The following is an 18188-nucleotide window of genomic DNA, read 5'->3' as shown; positions in this document are numbered from 1 at the left end:
TGCCTCAATAATAGAACGATCGTGCTAATCTCGCTCTCGTCGGTTGCAGCCCCTTCGACGTTCGCTGACAATACGAACCCGAAAAAAGCATTCTAACGGCAGAGGAGCCTCAATGACCCCACAAAGCCTCATCGAGCAATACGGTCCGCGCGAGTCGATGGAATATGACGTCGTGATCGTCGGCGGCGGGCCCGCGGGCCTCTCGGCCGCCATCCGGCTCAAGCAGCTCGCGCAGGAAAAAGGCGTCGAGTTCGGCGTATGCGTGCTCGAAAAGGGGTCCGAGATCGGTGCGCATATTTTGTCGGGCGCGGTCATGGACCCGCGCGCCATTACCGAGCTCATTCCCGACTGGAAGGACAAAGGCGCGCCGCTGACCGTGCCCGTCACCGAAGACCGTTTCCTCTTCCTGTCCGAGAAAGGCGCCTTCAAGACGCCCAACTGGGCGCTGCCCGACAACTTCAAGAACCACGGCAACTACGTGATCAGCCTCGGCAACGTGACGCGCTGGCTGGGGCAGCAGGCCGAGGCGCTCGGCGTGGAGATCTTCCCGGGCTTTGCGGCCGCCGAGGTGCTCTACAACGAAGATGGCTCGGTCAAAGGCGTCGCGACCGGCAATATGGGCATCGGCAAAGACGGCGAGCCGACCGAGAACTTCCAGCTCGGCATGGAGCTGCACGCGAAGTACACGCTCTTTTGCGAAGGCGCGCGCGGACACCTCGGCCGGCAACTGAACGACAAATTCAAGCTCGACCGCGATGCCGATCCGCAGGTCTACGGCATCGGCATCAAGGAACTGTGGGAGATCGATCCGGCGAAGCACCAGCCCGGGCTCGTGATCCACACGGCAGGCTGGCCGCTCGATACACAGACGTACGGCGGCTCGTTCCTCTATCACGCGGACAACAATCAGGTGGTCGTGGGCTTCGTCGTTGGTCTCGGTTATTCGAACCCCTACCTCTCACCGTTCGAGGAGTTCCAGCGCTATAAGACGCATCCGGAGATCCGCAAGGTGCTCGAAGGCGGCAAGCGCATTTCGTATGGGGCGCGTGCAATTACCGCGGGCGGACTCACGTCGCTGCCGAAGCTCGTGTTTCCGGGTGGCGCGCTCGTCGGCGACGATGCCGGTTTCCTCAATGCTTCGCGGATCAAGGGTTCGCATGCGGCCATCAAGAGCGGCATGCTCGCAGCCGAAGCAGCATTCGACGCCGTGCAGGCCGGACGGCAAGGCGATGAGCTGGCCGCATATCCCGATGCGTTCAAAGCCTCATGGCTGCACGAAGAACTGAACCGCGCACGCAACTTCAAGCAGTGGATGAGCAAAGGGCTCTATCTCGGCACGCTGATGGTGGGCATCGAGCAAAAGCTTCTCGGGGGAAACGTGCCGTGGACCCTGCATCACCAACATCGCGACAACGAGACGCTGAAGACCGCCTCGCAGTGCACGCCGATCGTCTATCCGAAGCCCGACGGCAAGCTGACGTTCGATCGGCTTTCATCGGTCTTCTTATCGAATACGAACCACGAGGAAAACCAGCCGGCGCACCTGACGCTGAAGGATCCGGCGGTGCCCGTCGACATCAATCTGCGCACCTATGCTGGGCCGGAAGGCCGGTATTGCCCAGCCGCGGTTTATGAATTCGTCAAAAACGAGGACGGCAGCGAGCGGCTCGTCATCAATGCGCAGAACTGCGTGCATTGCAAGACCTGTGACATCAAGGATCCGACGCAGAACATCGTCTGGGTCACCCCGGAGGGCGGCGGCGGGCCAAACTACGGGAGCATGTGACGTCCGGCGCCGACGCGCTCGCCGGCACCGCATCGAGGGCCGCGCCCAGCGTTGCCGCGGCGGCCCGATATCGTCTGCGTCTCCGGCAAGCGCCTTGCCTTATTTTGAGGGCGCGCTTGCAGGAATCTTGGGCGTCGCCACCTGCACATCGCCGCATTGCGCGCGATGGCGCAACACGTGGTCGATCAGAACGAGCGCGAGCGTCGCTTCCGCGATCGGTGTCGCACGAATGCCGACGCACGGGTCGTGACGGCCGAACGTCTCGACGACAGCGGGCTGCCCCGCCTTATCGATCGAGCGACGTGGCGTACGAATGCTCGATGTCGGCTTGATCGCGATCGAGACCGTAATGTCCTGCCCCGTCGAGATCCCGCCGAGTATGCCGCCCGCGTTGTTGCCGACGAAGCCCTCGGGCGTCAGCTCGTCGCCATGCTCGGAGCCGCGCTGCGCGACGCTCGCGAATCCGGCACCGATCTCGACGCCCTTGACAGCATTGATGCCCATCATTGCATGCGCAATGTCGGCATCGAGACGATCGAACAGCGGTTCGCCTAGGCCCACGGGAACACCGCTCGCCACGACGTTGATCCGTGCGCCGATCGAATCCCCCTCCTTGCGCAACTCGTCCATATAGGCCTCGAGCTGGGGGACGATCTCGGCGTTCGGTACGAAAAACGGGTTCTCGCTCACGTGCGACCAGTCGACGAATGGCACCTCGATCGCACCTAGCGCGCTCATGTAACCGCGCACTTCCATGCCGAAGTGCTCGCGCAGCCATTTCTTCGCGACGGCACCGGCCGCCACGGTGGCTGCCGTCAATCGTGCCGACGAACGCCCGCCGCCACGGTAATCGCGCACGCCATACTTTTGCCAATAGGTGTAATCGGCGTGGCCGGGACGGAAGGTCTCGGCTATGTTGCCGTAGTCCTTGCTGCGCTGGTCGGTATTGCGAATCAAGAGCGCGATCGGCGTACCCGTCGTCACGCCTTCGAACACGCCGGAGAGAATCTCGACTTTGTCGTCCTCACGACGCTGCGTCACATGGCGCGACGTGCCGGGCTTGCGGCGATCCAGTTCGATCTGAACGTCGGCTTCGGCGAGGGTCATGCCGGGGGGGCAGCCGTCGATGACGCAGCCGATGGCCGGCCCGTGCGATTCGCCGAACGTCGTGACGGTAAAGAGCTTGCCGAGAGTATTGCCGGACATGGACGTGGCCTACGAAATCGATGCGGAAAGACCGATATTATGCAGCACCACGCGCTTCCGGCCGAGGCTGGCCCTATTTGCGCGGCCCGCGCAGTTCGGTGACGATGCGCTGCAACGTCTCGGGCGTCGCCGAATCCGGCTCGAGCGGCTCGGCCACGGCGAGCGTCAAACGGCTCATGACGCCCTTTTTCACCGGGCGCGGCCATTGCGCCTGCGCCGCCCGGGAAAACACGCTGCCCCAGAGCCCGCGCAATGCCATCGGCACGACGGGGACGGGCGTTCGTTCGACGATCCGCGTCACGCCATGGCGAAACGTGTTGATCTCACCATCTTTCGTCAGCTTGCCCTCGGGGAAAATGCAGACGAGTTCGCCCTCCTCGAGCGCGATCGCGCAGGCCTCGTAAGCGCGCTCGAGCAGTGCCGGCGCTTCATGCGCGGGCGCGATCGGAATCGCTTTCGCATGGCGGAACAGCCAGCCGGCGAACGGCGTGCGAAAGATGCGATGGTCCATCACGAAACGTATCGGGCGCGGGCTCTCGGCCATGATGACGAGCGCATCGACATAACTGACGTGATTGCAGACGAGAACGGCGGCGCCGCGCTCCGGTATACGCTCCGGATGCACGAGCCGGATCCGGTAAAACGTATGGACGAGCATCCATGCCACGAACCGGAGCAGGAACTCCGGTACGAGCGAATAGATGTAGGCCGCGACCACGACATTCAGCAGCGCGGTCGTCAGAAAAATGCCAGGAATGCTGACGCCCGCCGACGTGAGCGCGATCGCCATGAGCGATGAGACGATCATGAAGAACGCATTGAGAATGTTGTTCGCGGCGATGATCCGCGCGCGATGCGTGGGCTGGCTGCGGCTTTGAATCAGGGCGTAGAGCGGCACGCTGTAGAAACCGCCGAACATCGCGAGCAGGAACAGATCCGCGAGGATGCGCCAATGCGCGAGCTCGCCGAGAAACGCGCCCACGCCGAGCAGATTCTGCGCCGGAGGCAACGCATGGCTTGCGAAGTAGAGATCGATCGCGAAAACACTCATGCCGATCGAGCCGAGCGGCACGAGCCCGACTTCGACGCGCCGCTTCGAAAGCCGTTCGCAGAGCAGCGAGCCCGAGCCGATGCCGATCGAAAACGTGGCCAGCAGCACGGTCACGACGTCCGGGTTGGCCGAAAGGACATCCTTCGCGAAGCTGAAAAACGACGTGAGAAACGTGGCGCCGACGAACCAGAGCCAGGAAATGCCGAGCAAGCTCAGGAACACCGTGCGGTTGCCGCGCGCGAGCGCGAGGTTGCGCCACGTTTCGCTCAAGGGATTCCAGTTGATCCGCAAGTCGGGCTGCGACGCCGGCGAGACCGGAACAAAGCCCGAGACGGCGCGGCCGCCGAGCGCGACGGTCACGCACGTGCAAGCGAGAATGACCGCCCCGGCTCCCGGAAAAGCAGCGGCCGCCCCGCCGATGATCGTGCCGATCAGAATCGCCACGAACGTGCCCATCTCGACGAGCCCGTTGCCGCCGACGAGTTCCTGCTCGTCGAGATGTTGCGGAAGATAGGCGTACTTCACCGGCCCGAATATCGTCGAGTGCACGCCCATCATGAATGTGCAGGCGTACAGGAGCACCGCGTGATGAGTCAGAAAACCAGCGGCGCCGACGAGCATGATGCCGATCTCGAACGTCTTCACGAAACGCGTCAGCGTCGCTTTATCGTATTTATCGGCGATTTGGCCGGACGTCGCCGAGAAGAGGACGAACGGCGCGATGAAAATCGCCGAAATCAGGAATGCAGCCGTCTTTGCGTCCACGCCCGAAAAACGCGCCGTCTCATAGGTGACGAGCGAAGTAAAGCCAACCTTGAAAACGTTGTCGTTCAGGGCACCGAGGAATTGCGTCCAGAAAAAAGGAGCGAAGCGGCGTGCTTTGAGCAGAGCGTATTGCGAATGCGGTTCGCGCTGCGCGCGCCGGGCCTGCGGCGTAATCGACAACGGGCGGTCACTCATGGTGAGGAGGCGTCAAATCGAGGCGATGACCACGGAACGGCCGATGCCCCGGTGAATCGACAATCGCGGCGCGAAGCGGTATTCAGCCGGCACTCAGCGCCGCGCCCGCACGCCTCGAGGGCCGAGGGGGTGCCTTCGAGGGCGGGAATACCCCAAGAAATCGAGTTTCAGCTCAGCTGCTGCGGCTCGCCCTCCTCGGGCCAATCGCGAATGTACGCCTTCAGCATGCGGTTCTCGAAACTCTGTTCTTCGACGACGGCCTTCGCGACGTCGTAGAACGAGATGACCCCCATCAGCGTCTTGCTATCGAGCACAGGCAGGTAGCGGACATGGTGCTCGAGCATCATGCGGCGCACTTCGTTGACATCGGTCTCGGGCGTGCAGGTGAGCGGATGCTGGTCCATGACGTTGCGGATGATCCGCTCGCCGACCGATCCATTGTTTTCGCGCAGCGTCAGAATGATTTCGCGAAACGTCAGCATCCCGACGAGGTCGCCATACTCCATGACCACGAGCGAGCCGATATCGTGCTCGGCCATCGTCAACACCGCATCACTGAGCGGTGTATCGGGTGTGACGGTAAAGAGCGTGTTGCCCTTCACCTTCAGGATATCGCTGACTTTCATGGCCTCCCCCTCCTTCTAAAACTTCAATGGATCAACCGATCCTAGCGGAAAGGCCCCTAAAAGGAAAGCCGAGCGCCGATTTTCGGACGATTCCGACCCGGGCCGAAGACCGAGGGCCGACAGACCGGGAGCCGACATTTAGCGGATCCGCTCGAGCCGGCGCGCGCGATGATACGATGGCCGACAGGCCAACCCACGCCGGACGCGACCGGCCGCCCTCCGATGTCAGCCAACCGCTTCGACACGCTCGCCGTGCACGCCGGCGCGACACCCGATCCCGCGACAGGCGCGCGCGCCACGCCGATCCATCAGAGCACCGCTTTCGTTTTCCGCGACAGCGATCACGCCGCGGCGCTGTTCAACATGGAGCGCGCGGGGCACGTCTATTCGCGGATCTCCAACCCCACCGTTGCCGTCTTCGAGGAACGCGTCGCGGCGCTGGAAAACGGCGCCGGCGCGATCGGCACCGCGAGCGGACAGGCCGCCCTGCATCTCGCGATCGTCACACTGATGGGTGCCGGCTCGCATATCGTTGCCTCGAATGCGCTCTACGGCGGCTCTCACAATCTGCTGCACTACACGCTGCGCCGCTTCGGCATCGAGACGACGTTCGTCGAGCCGCGCGATCTCGACGCGTGGCGCGCCGCCGTGCGGCCCGACACGCGGCTATTGTTCGGAGAGACGCTCGGCAATCCGGGGCTCGACGTGCTCGACATCGCCGCCGTGGCGCAAATCGCTCACGAGCATCGTGTGCCACTCCTCGTCGACTCGACGTTCACGACGCCCTATCTGCTGAAGCCGTTCGAGCACGGCGCGGATTTCGTCTACCACTCGGCGACGAAATTCCTCGGCGGCCACGGCACGACCGTCGGCGGCGTGCTCGTCGACGGCGGCAAGTTCGACTTCACTGCCTCGGGCCGCTTTCCGGAGCTTACCGAGCCCTACGACGGCTTTCACGGCATGGTGTTCGCCGAGGAGAGCACTATCGCGCCGTTCCTGCTACGCGCGCGGCGCGAAGGATTGCGCGATTTCGGCGCCTGCCTGCATCCGCAGGCCGCGTGGCAATTGCTGCAGGGCATCGAGACGCTGCCGCTGCGGATGGAAAGGCATGTCGCCAATACGCGCCGAATCGTCGAGTTTCTCGCGGCGCATCCGGCCATCGCATCCGTCGCTTATCCCGAGCTCGATTCGCATCCCGATCATGCGCTGGCGCAAAGGCTGCTGCCGCGTGGCGCCGGGGCCGTCGTCAGCTTCGATCTGCGCGGCGATCGCGCGGCGGGGCGGCGCTTCATCGAGGCGCTCACGCTGTTCTCGCATCTCGCGAACGTCGGCGACGTGCGCTCGCTCGTGATCCATCCCGCGTCGACTACGCATTTCCGCATGGACGCGGCCGCGCTCGCCGCGGCAGGAATCAGCGAAGGGACCATTCGCCTTTCGATCGGGCTGGAAGATCCGGACGATCTCATCGACGATCTCAAACGCGCGCTGAAGGCGGCGGCAAAGGCTGCGCCGGCTGGCGCCGCCTCCTCTGCGGCCGCAAAAAAGGAGCGGTCATGATCGTCGACCTCAACGGCAAGGCCGTCTACGCCTACACGGCCGGCAAGCGCTTCGATCCCGCGCGTCCGACCGCCGTTTTTCTGCACGGCGCCGAGCATGATCACAGCGTATGGGCCTTGCAAAGCCGCTATTTCGCCTACCACGGCTTCAATCTGCTCGCCGTCGATCTGCCCGGCCACGGACGCAGCGCCGGCCCGGCGGCCACGAGCGTCGGCGAACTGGCGGATTGGGTCGCCGCGCTTTGCGAGGCCGTCGGGGTCGCTTCGGCGTTCGTTGCCGGCCACAGCATGGGCTCGCTCGTCGCGCTCGATTTCGCCGGACGCTATCCTGATCGGGTGGCACGGCTCGCGCTGCTTGCCACGGCCGTGCCGATGACGGTCTCGGATGCGCTGCTCGACGCCGCACTGAATCGCGAATCGGAAGCCATCGATCTCGTCAATCGGTGGTCGCACTCGACGATCGCCGCCAAGCCTTCGTGCCCCGGCCCCGGGTTCTGGCTGCACGGCATGAACCAACGCTTGATGGAACACGTCGCGGCGCGGGGCGAAGCGCAGCTCTTCCATACCGATTTCGCGGCCTGCCACGCCTATGCGGACGGCCTCGTGCGCGCCGGGCAGGTGCGTTGCCCGGTACGTCTCATCGTGGGGGCGAAAGACATGATGACGCCGCCTCGCGCCGCGCGCGCCCTGGCTGACGCGCTGGCGGCGGCCGGCGTCGAAGTCGACACCGTCGTGCTCGACTCGGGACACGCTTTGATGACCGAGCAGCCCGACGGGACGCTCGATGCGCTCATCGAGTTTACGCGGCCGCTGCTGGAGGGAAAGCCGCAAGTGTGAGGACGCCCGCACCGCCACTGGCCGAGTTGCGGCAAACCGGGCTTTCGCCGCACAATGGACCGACCAACGAACCGCCGCCCCGGCTTTCGCGTCGATCGAAGCTGCGCGAATCGGCTGACTTCGGCGCAAACGGAGGTTGTCATGGATCACGGCGCTCATCCTGCTCAGTTCGCGAGCTTTGCCGAGTTCTATCCTTTCTATCTCGGCGAGCACCGCAATACCGTCTGCCGGCGGCTCCATTTCATCGGCTCGCTAGGCGTGATCGGCTGCATCGCGATGGCCGTCGCGACAGGCGACTGGCTCTGGCTGCCGGCTGCGATCGTGTGCGGATACGGTTTCGCCTGGATCGGCCATTTCTTCTTCGAGAAGAACCGGCCCGCCACGTTCCGTCACCCGGTCTATAGCCTGATGGGCGATTGGGTGATGTTCAAGGACATTTGTGTCGGGAAGATTTCGCTTTAGCCACTAGCGCGGCAAGGCCGGTGCAACGGCGACCTGAGTGCCGCCGTCACACCGCATGACGGGGCCTCGTGGCCGATGACCTCATGTCGTCGCCGGCATGCGCGGCGCGCGCTTCCCGGACGGCGAGCAGCGTCGCGAGCGAAATATCGAGCTTGTCGTTGTTGAGCGCGCTGAGCAAGGCGTCGGCGTCCACACGTGTCGAACTGAGCTTGAGCTGGTATTCGAGTTCGGTGCGGTCGATGACGAACACGTCGAAAACGCGTGAAACCGTGATCTGAGCGGGATTGCGGACCAAAGCGTAGCGCGCGACCCCATCGCCGCGGTCCTGCAGACGCATGATCCATTCGCGCCGGCATAACTGTTCGACGAGTCGCGTCGCCGTATCCAGATCGCAGCGAGCGGCGCGCGCAAGCTCGGCGACGGTGCATCCGGCCCGGCCCGCCTCTCGCGCGTCGTCGAGCCGCGCCAGAAGCTCGAGCGCGTCGACGAGATCGCCGCCCGGATAGGCGTGCCTGTGAAACTCGCCGGCGCGGATCGCGGGCAACGCCGATACGATCGTCGCCCCAGCCAGCGTGATGAACCAGCTCAGGTAGACCCAGAGCAGAAACATCGGCACCGTGGCGAATGCCCCATAGACGGCCGTGTACGTCGGGATGTGGCGCACGTAATAGCCGAAGCCGCGCTTGGCGATTTCGAACGCCACCGAAGCCAAGAGTCCGCCCACCAGCGCGTCGCGCCACTGAACGGCGCAATTCGGCAAATAGACGTAGAGCATCGTGAACACGAACGCCGTAAACGGCAGCGCGGCACCCGAAAGCGCCCATTCGATCAACGGCGAGAGCTCGCTCGCGAGTCCGGTCGAGCGTGTAAAGAGGTGCGAGGTGATCGAAAGACTGACGCCGATGAGGAGCGGCCCGAGAGTGATGATCGCCCAGTAGACGAGGACGCGCTGCGCGAACGGCCGCGGCTTGGGCACGCGCCAGATGAGGTTGAACGCCGACTCCACGGTCATCATCGTCATGACGGACGTGACGAAGAGCACGATCATGCCTGCCGTCGTGAGCCCTTTCGCCTTCGAGGCGAACTGATTCAGATAGCGGAAAATCTGGTTGTTGATCTGGTCCGGCATCAGATGCTGCGCGAGGAAAGTCTGCAGCGATGCCTGGAACGTCGCGAAAAGCGGAAACGCCGTGAAAAGCGCGAACGCGACGGTGGCGAGCGGGACGATCGCCAGCATCGTGGTGAACGTCAGGCTCCCCGCCACCTGGGCGATACGGTCTTCCCCGCTGCGCTTGGCGGCGAAGCGCGCCAGGCGTTTGAGCGCGACGACATCGAAACTCAGCTTGGGCAAGAAATTCTCCGCGTCATGGGAATACCGGGCAAAGCCGCATGCCGGCGGCGACAACCGAACTCCAGCCTCTGCGCGGCTGGCGCGCCGTCGCGCCGGGCTAATGCCCCTATAATAGGCCGCTCATGAGTGAGGCTTGATGAAGGATATTCTCGTACTCTATTACAGCCGTCACGGAGCGACGCGCGAATTGGCGCTCGCCATTGCGCAAGGGGTCGATAGCGTGCCGGGCATGCAGTCCCGGATTCGCACCGTGCCGAGCGTGTCCCCCGTCACGGAAGCCACCGAGCCCGACATTCCCGCCGACGGCCCGCCCTATGCGGAACTGCGCGATCTCGAGGAGTGCGCCGGGCTCGCGCTCGGCTCGCCGACGAGGTTCGGCAACATGGCCGCGTCGCTCAAGCATTTTCTCGACGGCACGACTCCACAGTGGCTGAGCGGCGCGCTCGCCGGCAAGCCCGCGTGCGTCTTCACGTCGACAGGCAGTCTCCACGGCGGCCAGGAAACGACGCTGCTTTCGATGATGTTGCCGCTTTTGCACCACGGCATGCTGCTCGTCGGCATCCCGTACACCGAGAGCGCGTTGTCCGCCACCCAAAGCGGCGGTACGCCCTACGGTGCTTCGCATGTCTCGGGCGCGGGGGCCCGCGAGTCGGCGCTTTCGCATGACGAGAAAGCGCTCGCCGTCGCGCTAGGCACTCGGCTCGCCCGCACAGCGGCGCGGCTAGCCGGGCGCCCATGAAGCAGGCGGCGAAAACGGCCGAATCGGTGTCCGCGATTTCGGACGACGCCGGCGGGCCGCGCGCATGCGCCGCAGCCGCCATCGGTGCCGCCGCGGCGCTCGTTGCACTGATCGTCCTCTCCATTGCCTGGGAAAGGTGGCTCGCGCCGCTCAGGCCCGGCGGCTCGGCGCTCGTGCTGAAGGCACTGCCGCTCGCGTTCGCCCTTCCCGGTGTATTGCGCCGGCGGCTCTATACGCTTCAGTGGGCGTCGATGCTGATCCTGCTCTACTTCGCCGAAGGCATCGTGCGCGGCATGAGCGATGCGGGACTGTCGGCAGCGCTCGGCTGGGCCGAAACGGCGCTTGCCGCCGCTTTCCTCGCTTGCGCGCTCGCCTATGTGGCGCCATTCAAGCGGGCCGCGAAGGCGGCGCGGCGACAGGCGGAAACCGCCGAGGCACAACGGTCGCCCGATCTGCCGTCACCCTGACGTACGCCGATTAGTACCGAAACCCGGAGCATCAGATACTCGCTCGCGCCCCGCTTTCGGCACCGCGCGCACGGCGGGCGTCGATCAGTTCACAATAAGACATGTCCACTCCGACGAGCGCGTCCGCCGCTTTTCCCACGATGACCGATTTTGTCGCTGCCTGCCGCGATGCCATTGGCGCCGCGCATGTGCTCACCGATGCCAACGATACCGCTGCCTATCTGACGGACTGGCGCGGCCGCTACACGGGCGCCGCCTGTGCCGTGCTGCGGCCGGGCACCTCTCACGAAGTGGCCGCGCTCGTGCGCCTGGCCGTCGCTCACCGCGTCCCGCTGGTGCCGCAGGGCGGCAATACCGGCCTTGCTGGCGGAGCGACGCCCGACGCGAGCGGCAAGCAGGCCGTCGTCAGCCTGGGCCGGCTCAATCGCGTTCGTGAGATCGATACCCACAACAACACGATCACGGTCGAGGCCGGCGTCGTGCTGGCCGAAGTGCAGACCCGCGCCCGCGATGCGGGGCGGCTCTTCCCGTTGAGCCTCGCCGCCGAAGGCAGTTGCACGATCGGCGGCAATCTCGCGACGAACGCCGGTGGCACGGCTGTTCTGCGCTACGGCAACGCGCGCGAACTCTGCCTCGGCCTCGAAGTGGTGACGCCCCAGGGAGAGATATGGGATGGGCTGCGCGGCCTGCGCAAAGACAACACTGGCTACGATTTGCGCGATCTTTATGTCGGAGCGGAAGGCACGCTGGGCATCATCACCGCGGCCGTCATGAAACTGCATCCGCTGCCGGCGGCGCGCGTGACGGCCCTTGCCGGGCTCGCCTCCCCGCATGCCGCGCTCGACTTCTTCGCGCTGGCGGGGCGCTATGCGGGCCCATTGCTGACGGGCTTCGAGTTGATGTCGGATTTCTGCTTGCGCCTCGTCGGCAAGCGTTTCCCGCAATTGCGCTATCCGTTCGATGCATCGCACGCGCAGATTGTGCTGCTCGAGCTTTCGGACAGCGAAAGCGAAGAGCACGCGCGCGGACTCTTCGAGCGCATGACGGAAGAGGCACTCGAGTCGGGGCTCGTCGAAGATGCCGTCGTCGCGGAGAACCTCGCGCAATCGCGTGCGTTCTGGGATCTGCGCGAGCATATTCCGCTCGCGCAGGCCGAAGAAGGACTCAATATCAAGCACGACATCGCGGTGCCGATTTCGCGTATCGCCACGTTCATCGAGGAAACGGACGCCGCGATCGCCGCGTCGGTGCCCGGTGCGCGGATGGTGACCTTCGGTCATCTCGGCGACGGCAATCTGCACTATAACGTTCAAGCGCCGGAGGGCGGCGATCCGAAGGCGTTTCTTTCGCAGTACCAAGAGACGCTGAACCGCATCGTCTATGACAGCGTGCACAAGCATCACGGCAGCCTCAGTGCCGAGCATGGGCTTGGACAGCTGAAGGTCGGCGCTGCGGCCCACTACAAATCGCCCGTCGAACTCGCGCTGATGCGCGCAGTCAAATCGGCGCTCGATCCGCTCGGCCTCATGAATCCCGGCAAGGTATTGGGATGAATGACATGCTCGACGATCGAAGGAAAAGTGCAAGATGAAAATCCGCGTACTGTCGGACCTCCACCTCGAATGCGACGAGCCCGAAGCGATCGCGCATGCCGAAGCCAACCTCGTCGTGCTGGCCGGGGACATCCACAATCACGCCGAGGGCATACGCTGGGCGGCGGAGATGTTCGACCCGCGCACGCCGGTCGTCTATGTGCCCGGCAACCATGAGTACTACGACGGTGAGTTCGGCGCACTCGAAGTCGCCATGCGCGACGCGGCGGCGGCCACTGACAACGTGCATTATCTGAACAGCGCGTCGCTCGTTGACCCAGAAGGCCGGTGGCGCGTGCTTGGAACGACGCTGTGGACCGACTTCGAGCTCTTCGGTGCGGACGACGAAGCGCGCGAAGCTGCGATGGCAGCGGCCGAAAAAGTGATGGTCGATTTCCGCGGACCGATTCAGCTTGCATGGAGCGCCGATCGCGCCGAAACCTCGGGTACGCCCTCGCGCAAGTTCATGCCGAGCGACACACTCGCGCTGCATAGACAAGCACGCGCTTGGCTCGCGGCTGAAATCGCCAAGCCGTTCGGCGGCAAGACGATCGTCGTCACTCATCATGCTCCGCATCGCGACAGCCTGGCGCCACGCTTTGCAAACGATCTCGTGTCGGCAGGCTTCATCAGCCATTTGCCGACGCTCGTTCACACGCCTGTCGCGCTCTGGATTCATGGCCATACGCATACGCCGTTCGACTACTTCGCCGAGGGTACGCGCGTCGTCTGCAATCCTCGCGGATATATCGATCGGCGCCGGATGCGCATCGAGAATCCCGCGTTCGCGTGGGATAGGGTCGTGGAAATTTGATCTCTCGGGATTCCAGCCTATGTACATCGCTTCACGGTGGACCGTTGCCGATATCGCCGATCAAACGGGCAAGCGCGTACTCATTACTGGAGCGAATAGCGGCATCGGCTTTTACGCGGCGCTCGAATTAGCGCGCAAGGGGGCGGAGGTCATCCTGGCCTGCCGCGATACAACGCGTGGCGAAACCGCTCTCGCCGCCATAGCGAAGCAAGCGCCCGGGACTCGGTCCGAAGTCGCGATCGTCGATCTTGCTTCGCTTGCCTCCGTGCGCGAATTCACGCGGACGCAGTTGGCGCGGCAACGCCCCATCCACATACTCATCAACAATGCCGGCGTAATGGCGCCGCCTCGTCGCCGCGAGACCGTCGATGGTTTCGAACTGCAATTCGGGACGAACGTGCTCGGGCATTTTCTGCTGACGGAGTTGCTGATGCCGGCGCTCGAGCAGGCTGCAGGTGATTCGGCCGAGCGGCCTCGCATCCTGACCATCGCTTCGATTGCGCATAAGCGCGGGAGGCTCGATTTCGACGACTTGCAGTCGACGCGTTCCTATTCGCCGATGCGGGCGTATCAGCAGTCGAAGCTGGCTGACCTGATGTTGGCGTTCGAGCTCGACAGGCGTTTGCGAGCTAAAGGCTCGCGCGTGATGTCCGTAGCCGCGCACCCGGGCGTCGCCGAGACGAATCTCTTCCGCAATGGGGACTACAACGCGGTTGAGCGTGCGCTGAGAGTGCTTGTCGGCAAGGTCATCGCCGCGGCATTGAATAGCGGGTATGCAGGAGCTCTGCCGACCTTGTATGCGGCGACTTCGCCGGATGTCCGAGAAGGCGGGTATTACGGGCCTCAAGGACTATTCGAAGCACGGGGGAGCCGTGTGGGCGAGGCGGACGTCGCAACGCACGCGCGGGATGTAGAAGCGGGCCGGCGCCTTTGGGAAGTCTGTGAAACGCTGACGGGCGCGCGTTGAGACCGCATGACTAGGAACCGAGCCACCCTAACCATCGCCGCAGGCCAGATAGAACACTTCGAGCATTAAAGGACCGTTCTTTGTCGACGCGGGGTAAGCGCGTCTGATAATAGTGCGCAAGGCCACTGCGCAGTCTCGCCACTATCTACGATGCCCTCACTTCATACAGGAGAGAGGGCTCATATGCCAAATAGGTACGCCGCAGAACTCGGTATCCCGATGACTCCCACGTGCGGAAGGTCGAGCGTTTCGCTTCATTTTAATGGACGCTTCGTATCCATGACCGGCGCGCAGACGCGCTCTTATGCTGCCGTTTCAGGCCAGCCAACTGACGCTGGCGGCTTTGACTACTCTGTGGCCCGCCAGCGCGAGAGCAACTTAGGTCCGATTCCCTCGGGGCGGTATTGGGTACAGCCATCGCAGATGTGGGCGAACCGCTGGTACAGCCTCGCGCCACGTTCGTCATGGGGCAACCATCGACTTACAATTCACGTGTTTCCGGGCACGCAGACGTATGGGCGCGGTGGATTTGTCATCCATGGCGGTACACATCCGGGAAGCGCAGGATGCATTAACCTCCGCAGCCGAATGGACAGTTTTGTTCGTGACCTGCAAGCCGCAATCGCGGGGTCGCCCGATTGCTATATCCCTTTAACTGTCGCGTACTACCATGGCGAAGAATCGACCGGCGCAACTCCTCCTTGGCGTAGCCTTAGTCGCTCTTGCAGGACCGATCATTGCCTTCAACGTCATCAATATCAACGAAGCGTTCGGGGACGGCCCGCCATATTACGGCCGCACGACCAACATGGACAAATGGTTCAACTCGTTACCAGTGCTCGCGGCGGTGGATTCCCTTGGTCTGCTCGTCATCGCCGCATGCATCTATTTCATGAGACGGAACCGATGACGACCATTGCACTGCAGCGGCACCAGCTCACCGTCCGGCCTGCTCGCCGATGAACGGCCAATCTCTTGCGACTTGGCTTCAACTCGAAGCGTTCGCCCGTAAGGAGCTCGGTCGGCCGTTGTTTGATGGTCAGCTGAAATTGACGCCGGACAGCAGGCTCGAGGAAGACCTGCGCCTGACCGGCGTCGATGCCGTGGAGTTTATCGACAAGTGGGCAGAGACATTTGGGATCGAGGCTCAGGGCTTTCCGTATAACCGGTACTTCGGCCCTGACAGTCTCGATGTCATCAAGTCGGTTCTCGGCTTGTTCTCAAAGAGATTCCGCGACCCGCCACTTGTCTCGCTGACCCTCGGCATGCTGGCTGAAGCAATGCGGCGCGGGCGTTGGAACACGACGGAGATCGAGGCGATCACTAAGGCGGACAAATGATCAACTCGTCTATCGCTGCTACAGCCTCGCGCCACGCGCCTCATGGGGCGCGTCGAGTTTATCGACGATGACTATTTCCACTTCGAACCGAGCGTCTCAAGCCCGGCTTTCTGCAAGTCTTCCGGTACCATCACGACGCGAAACTCGCAGTCAGCGTTGAACTTGAGGAACCACGGCTCAGCAAATGCGGGAATCTGCGACGGCTCGTCGAGGTTGATGACCAGAACGGCTCCGCGTCCTCCGCTTTGCTCGGTGAAATAGGCGGCTTCCGGCTTCGTTTCTTCGAGTATCTTCGCCATCACTTCCCCGATCGTGCCGTCGCGAACGAAGGCGTTGAATGGCTCGTGGGGAATTCGTACGTTGAGAAGCATGCGCATGGTCGTTCTCCTTGCCTTAGGCACTGAACGAAACCTTTCGAGCATAGGAGATCTGCAGCGTCGCTTTAGTGGGCTCGGCCACACTTCCAATATTGGTGCGAAATGGCGCAATTGGCGCCGAGGACCGGAAACCAGTGATGTTACGCCGGGCAGCCGGCACCGGTTAGCCAGGCCCGAGGCGATGCTCGAGTGACACAAGAAAAAGGACTTACGGCTCACACCGTAAGTCCTTGATTTCCTTGGTCGGAGCGAAAGGATTCGAACCTTCGACCCTCTGATCCCAAATCAGATGCGCTACCAGGCTGCGCTACGCTCCGAAAAGTGCGAGATTGTAGCCGTGTCGGCCCACGCGGTCAATCGGCGCAGCACCCTTGATCACCGGATCGACGGGTTTGCGCGATTGCATCAGCTTAGCGCATCGCAGTCGCGAGCAACACCGGCTAGTCACATTGGCCAACCACATTGAAGCAGACGAAACGCAACTGCTACCTGACCCGGTCCCACCGCTACAGGCATCAGGCTTGCGAATCCGACACCTCACCGAAAGGACTGCCCTATGAACCTCATCCTCTGGCGCCATGCGGAAGCCGAAGACACCGCATCGACAGACCTCGCGCGACAGCTCACCACGCGCGGCCGCAAGCAGGCGCAAAGCGCCGCGAAATGGCTGCGCAACCGCCTGCCGTCCGACGCGCTGATTCTCGCCAGCCCCGCCGCGCGCACGGTGCAGACCGTCGAGGCTCTGACGGATCAATACCGCATCGTGAAAGAACTCGCGCCTGGAGCGGCGGCCGAGGACGTCCTCGCCGCCGCGGGCTGGCCAAAGGGCATCGCCGACACGGTCGTCGTCGTCGGTCACCAACCGACGCTCGGCCTCGTCGCCGCTCGACTCGTCGCTGGCGAGCAGACCGAATGGTCCATCAAAAAAGGCGGCATCTGGTGGCTCGAGGGCCGCGAGCGCAACGGCGCGGGCCAGGTCGTGATTCGTGCAGTCATTTCTCCAGATCTCGCCTAAAATCACCACTTGTCGACTTTGTGACATGTCATGTGAAATCGACGTGTCCCAAATGCGACATGTCATCGGATTTACACGGCTTTGCCATGCAACCGTCACGGCCGATTACTAAATTGGCGAAAACGCAGCAATTCGTACATTTCACCAGGAAATTCTATGCGAGACCTGCCGACGCCCACCCTGCCCCTCGCTTCCATTCCCCTCGATTCGCGCCGCCGCCTCCCCCGCACGGAAGAAACGATCACCGCTCAGCACCGCTTGCAAGTGGCCTGGGCCCGGACGGAAGAGGAGCTTCGCGAAGCGCAGCGGCTGCGCTATCGCGTCTTCGCTGAGGAAATGGGCGCAACCGTCACCGGCCCCGCTGGCCTCGACGTCGACCGCTTCGACGCTTACTGCGACCATCTGCTCGTTCGCGATCTCGAAACATTGACGGTCGTCGGCACCTATCGTGTGCTGCCTCCGCATCAAGCGGCTCGCATCGGCCAGCTCTATGCCGAAGGCGAGTTCGACCTCTCGCGCCTCGCGCACCTGCGCTCGAAGCTCGTCGAAGTCGGCCGCTCGTGTGTGCATGCCGATTACCGGAGCGGCTCGGTCATCATGTCGCTCTGGGGCGGCCTCGGTACCTACATGATGCAAAACGGCTACGAGACAATGCTCGGTTGCGCGAGCGTGCCGATGGCCGACGGCGGCCACTTTGCGGCGAACCTCTATGAATCGCTGCGCGAAAGCGCGCTGACGGATCCGGAGTATCGGGCGTTCCCGCATACACCCCTGCCTGTCGAGGAGCTACGCACGGGCGCCCGCGTCGCCCCGCCGCCGCTCGTGAAGGGTTACCTGCGTCTCGGCGCCAAGATCTGCGGCGCGCCGGCCTGGGATCCCGATTTCAATTGCGCGGACTTCCTGACGCTGTTCCGCCTCTCCGACATCAACGTTCGCTACGCCCGTCACTTCCTCGGCGAACCGACGTCGCGCTGAGACGAAGGCTAAGGCCAAGGCGAATATCGACCTGGCCGCGCCGCGCGCCGCGCGGCGCAAGCCACTA

Annotated in this window: 18 protein-coding genes, 1 tRNA gene and 1 pseudogene; 14 read left to right on the top strand and 6 right to left on the bottom strand. The window is 63.5% G+C overall.

The window, feature by feature from the left end:
- Positions 1–112: 112 nt before the first annotated feature.
- Positions 113–1786, top strand: coding sequence for an electron transfer flavoprotein-ubiquinone oxidoreductase (locus B0G57_RS24090; protein ID WP_026229668.1), 1674 nt, complete (start codon positions 113–115; stop codon positions 1784–1786).
- 99 nt (positions 1787–1885) lie between these two features.
- On the opposite strand, the gene aroC is transcribed toward B0G57_RS24090, so the two are convergent.
- From aroC to B0G57_RS24075, 3 genes are all read right to left on the bottom strand, one after another.
- Positions 1886–2992: a chorismate synthase gene (gene aroC, locus B0G57_RS24085; RefSeq protein ID WP_018440700.1), complete on the bottom strand. Its 1107-nt coding sequence runs from the start codon at positions 2990–2992 to the stop codon at positions 1886–1888.
- A 73-nt stretch (positions 2993–3065) separates the two neighbouring features.
- Positions 3066–5003, bottom strand: coding sequence for an MFS transporter (locus B0G57_RS24080; RefSeq protein ID WP_018440701.1), 1938 nt, complete (start codon positions 5001–5003; stop codon positions 3066–3068).
- Positions 5004–5170: 167 nt separating this feature from the next.
- A complete protein-coding gene (locus tag B0G57_RS24075; protein WP_018440702.1) occupies positions 5171–5629 on the bottom strand; it encodes a CBS domain-containing protein in 459 nt (152 codons plus the stop codon).
- A gap of 222 nt (positions 5630–5851) precedes the next feature.
- Here B0G57_RS24075 and B0G57_RS24070 point away from each other — a divergent pair, with 222 nt between their 5' ends.
- From B0G57_RS24070 to B0G57_RS24060, 3 genes are all read left to right on the top strand, one after another.
- On the top strand, positions 5852–7186 hold the full coding sequence (locus B0G57_RS24070; RefSeq protein WP_018440703.1) for an O-acetylhomoserine aminocarboxypropyltransferase: 1335 nt from the start codon (positions 5852–5854) through the stop codon (positions 7184–7186).
- Positions 7183–8022: an alpha/beta fold hydrolase gene (locus tag B0G57_RS24065; protein WP_018440704.1), complete on the top strand. Its 840-nt coding sequence runs from the start codon at positions 7183–7185 to the stop codon at positions 8020–8022. Before B0G57_RS24070 ends, B0G57_RS24065 begins: the two co-directional genes overlap by 4 nt.
- Before the next feature lie 141 nt (positions 8023–8163).
- Positions 8164–8484, top strand: coding sequence for an Mpo1-like protein (locus B0G57_RS24060; RefSeq protein ID WP_026229669.1), 321 nt, complete (start codon positions 8164–8166; stop codon positions 8482–8484).
- A gap of 46 nt (positions 8485–8530) precedes the next feature.
- On the opposite strand, the gene B0G57_RS24055 is transcribed toward B0G57_RS24060, so the two are convergent.
- On the bottom strand, positions 8531–9835 hold the full coding sequence (locus B0G57_RS24055) for a YihY family inner membrane protein (RefSeq protein WP_018440706.1): 1305 nt from the start codon (positions 9833–9835) through the stop codon (positions 8531–8533).
- 136 nt (positions 9836–9971) lie between these two features.
- Between B0G57_RS24055 and wrbA the strand changes: the two genes are divergently transcribed.
- From wrbA to B0G57_RS24015, 8 genes and pseudogenes are all read left to right on the top strand, one after another.
- A complete protein-coding gene (gene wrbA, locus B0G57_RS24050; RefSeq protein WP_018440707.1) occupies positions 9972–10574 on the top strand; it encodes an NAD(P)H:quinone oxidoreductase in 603 nt (200 codons plus the stop codon).
- Positions 10571–11041 carry a DUF2069 domain-containing protein gene (locus B0G57_RS24045; protein ID WP_018440708.1) on the top strand — a complete coding sequence of 157 codons (471 nt, stop codon included), beginning with the start codon at positions 10571–10573 and terminating at the stop codon, positions 11039–11041. Before wrbA ends, B0G57_RS24045 begins: the two co-directional genes overlap by 4 nt.
- Positions 11042–11181: 140 nt before the next feature.
- Positions 11182–12594, top strand: coding sequence for an FAD-binding oxidoreductase (locus B0G57_RS24040; protein ID WP_026229671.1), 1413 nt, complete (start codon positions 11182–11184; stop codon positions 12592–12594).
- Between the two features lie 34 nt (positions 12595–12628).
- Positions 12629–13447: a metallophosphoesterase gene (locus tag B0G57_RS24035; RefSeq protein ID WP_018440710.1), complete on the top strand. Its 819-nt coding sequence runs from the start codon at positions 12629–12631 to the stop codon at positions 13445–13447.
- Between the two features lie 19 nt (positions 13448–13466).
- A complete protein-coding gene (locus B0G57_RS24030) occupies positions 13467–14414 on the top strand; it encodes an oxidoreductase (protein WP_018440711.1) in 948 nt (315 codons plus the stop codon).
- Between the two features lie 150 nt (positions 14415–14564).
- Positions 14565–14993 (top strand): annotated as a pseudogene (locus tag B0G57_RS31905) (tlde1 domain-containing protein); the annotation flags it as partial.
- A 91-nt stretch (positions 14994–15084) separates the two neighbouring features.
- Positions 15085–15324 (top strand): hypothetical protein, encoded by a 240-nt coding sequence (locus tag B0G57_RS24020; protein ID WP_018440712.1) that lies wholly within the window; start codon positions 15085–15087, stop codon positions 15322–15324.
- 49 nt (positions 15325–15373) lie between these two features.
- Entirely contained in the window at positions 15374–15754 is a 381-nt protein-coding gene (locus B0G57_RS24015) for a DUF1493 family protein (RefSeq protein ID WP_018440713.1), read from the top strand.
- Between the two features lie 71 nt (positions 15755–15825).
- On the opposite strand, the gene B0G57_RS24010 is transcribed toward B0G57_RS24015, so the two are convergent.
- Positions 15826–16131, bottom strand: a complete 306-nt coding sequence (locus B0G57_RS24010) for a hypothetical protein (RefSeq protein WP_018440714.1) — start codon at positions 16129–16131, stop codon at positions 15826–15828.
- A gap of 240 nt (positions 16132–16371) precedes the next feature.
- Positions 16372–16448 (bottom strand) — tRNA-Pro (locus B0G57_RS24005).
- Positions 16449–16687: 239 nt separating this feature from the next.
- Here B0G57_RS24005 and B0G57_RS24000 point away from each other — a divergent pair.
- On the top strand, positions 16688–17146 hold the full coding sequence (locus B0G57_RS24000) for a SixA phosphatase family protein (protein ID WP_018440715.1): 459 nt from the start codon (positions 16688–16690) through the stop codon (positions 17144–17146).
- A gap of 156 nt (positions 17147–17302) precedes the next feature.
- Positions 17303–18121 carry a GNAT family N-acetyltransferase gene (locus B0G57_RS23995; protein WP_018440716.1) on the top strand — a complete coding sequence of 273 codons (819 nt, stop codon included), beginning with the start codon at positions 17303–17305 and terminating at the stop codon, positions 18119–18121.
- The last annotated feature ends 67 nt before the right edge of the window (positions 18122–18188 follow it).

It is taken from the genome of Trinickia symbiotica (assembly GCF_002934455.1).
Lineage (GTDB): Bacteria > Pseudomonadota > Gammaproteobacteria > Burkholderiales > Burkholderiaceae > Trinickia > Trinickia symbiotica.
Note: the sequence above shows the minus strand (reverse complement) of the source record. Positions and strands in the feature narration are given on the sequence as shown.

Bases quoted from the DNA above. Each gene is read 5' to 3' on its own strand.
- B0G57_RS24010 (WP_018440714.1), bottom strand. From the start codon at position 16,131: ATGCGCATGCTTCTCAACGTACGAATTCCCCACGAGCCATTCAACGCC.
- B0G57_RS24000 (WP_018440715.1), top strand. From the start codon at position 16,688: ATGAACCTCATCCTCTGGCGCCATGCGGAAGCCGAAGACACCGCATCG.
- B0G57_RS24080 (WP_018440701.1), bottom strand. From the start codon at position 5,003: ATGAGTGACCGCCCGTTGTCGATTACGCCGCAGGCCCGGCGCGCGCAG.
- B0G57_RS24090 (WP_026229668.1), top strand. From the start codon at position 113: ATGACCCCACAAAGCCTCATCGAGCAATACGGTCCGCGCGAGTCGATG.
- wrbA (WP_018440707.1), top strand. From the start codon at position 9,972: ATGAAGGATATTCTCGTACTCTATTACAGCCGTCACGGAGCGACGCGC.
- B0G57_RS24035 (WP_018440710.1), top strand. From the start codon at position 12,629: ATGAAAATCCGCGTACTGTCGGACCTCCACCTCGAATGCGACGAGCCC.
- B0G57_RS24045 (WP_018440708.1), top strand. From the start codon at position 10,571: ATGAAGCAGGCGGCGAAAACGGCCGAATCGGTGTCCGCGATTTCGGAC.
- B0G57_RS24030 (WP_018440711.1), top strand. From the start codon at position 13,467: ATGTACATCGCTTCACGGTGGACCGTTGCCGATATCGCCGATCAAACG.
- B0G57_RS24070 (WP_018440703.1), top strand. From the start codon at position 5,852: ATGTCAGCCAACCGCTTCGACACGCTCGCCGTGCACGCCGGCGCGACA.
- B0G57_RS24020 (WP_018440712.1), top strand. From the start codon at position 15,085: ATGGCGAAGAATCGACCGGCGCAACTCCTCCTTGGCGTAGCCTTAGTC.
- B0G57_RS24015 (WP_018440713.1), top strand. From the start codon at position 15,374: ATGAACGGCCAATCTCTTGCGACTTGGCTTCAACTCGAAGCGTTCGCC.
- B0G57_RS24040 (WP_026229671.1), top strand. From the start codon at position 11,182: ATGACCGATTTTGTCGCTGCCTGCCGCGATGCCATTGGCGCCGCGCAT.
- B0G57_RS24060 (WP_026229669.1), top strand. From the start codon at position 8,164: ATGGATCACGGCGCTCATCCTGCTCAGTTCGCGAGCTTTGCCGAGTTC.
- B0G57_RS24065 (WP_018440704.1), top strand. From the start codon at position 7,183: ATGATCGTCGACCTCAACGGCAAGGCCGTCTACGCCTACACGGCCGGC.
- B0G57_RS24075 (WP_018440702.1), bottom strand. From the start codon at position 5,629: ATGAAAGTCAGCGATATCCTGAAGGTGAAGGGCAACACGCTCTTTACC.
- aroC (WP_018440700.1), bottom strand. From the start codon at position 2,992: ATGTCCGGCAATACTCTCGGCAAGCTCTTTACCGTCACGACGTTCGGC.
- B0G57_RS23995 (WP_018440716.1), top strand. From the start codon at position 17,303: ATGCGAGACCTGCCGACGCCCACCCTGCCCCTCGCTTCCATTCCCCTC.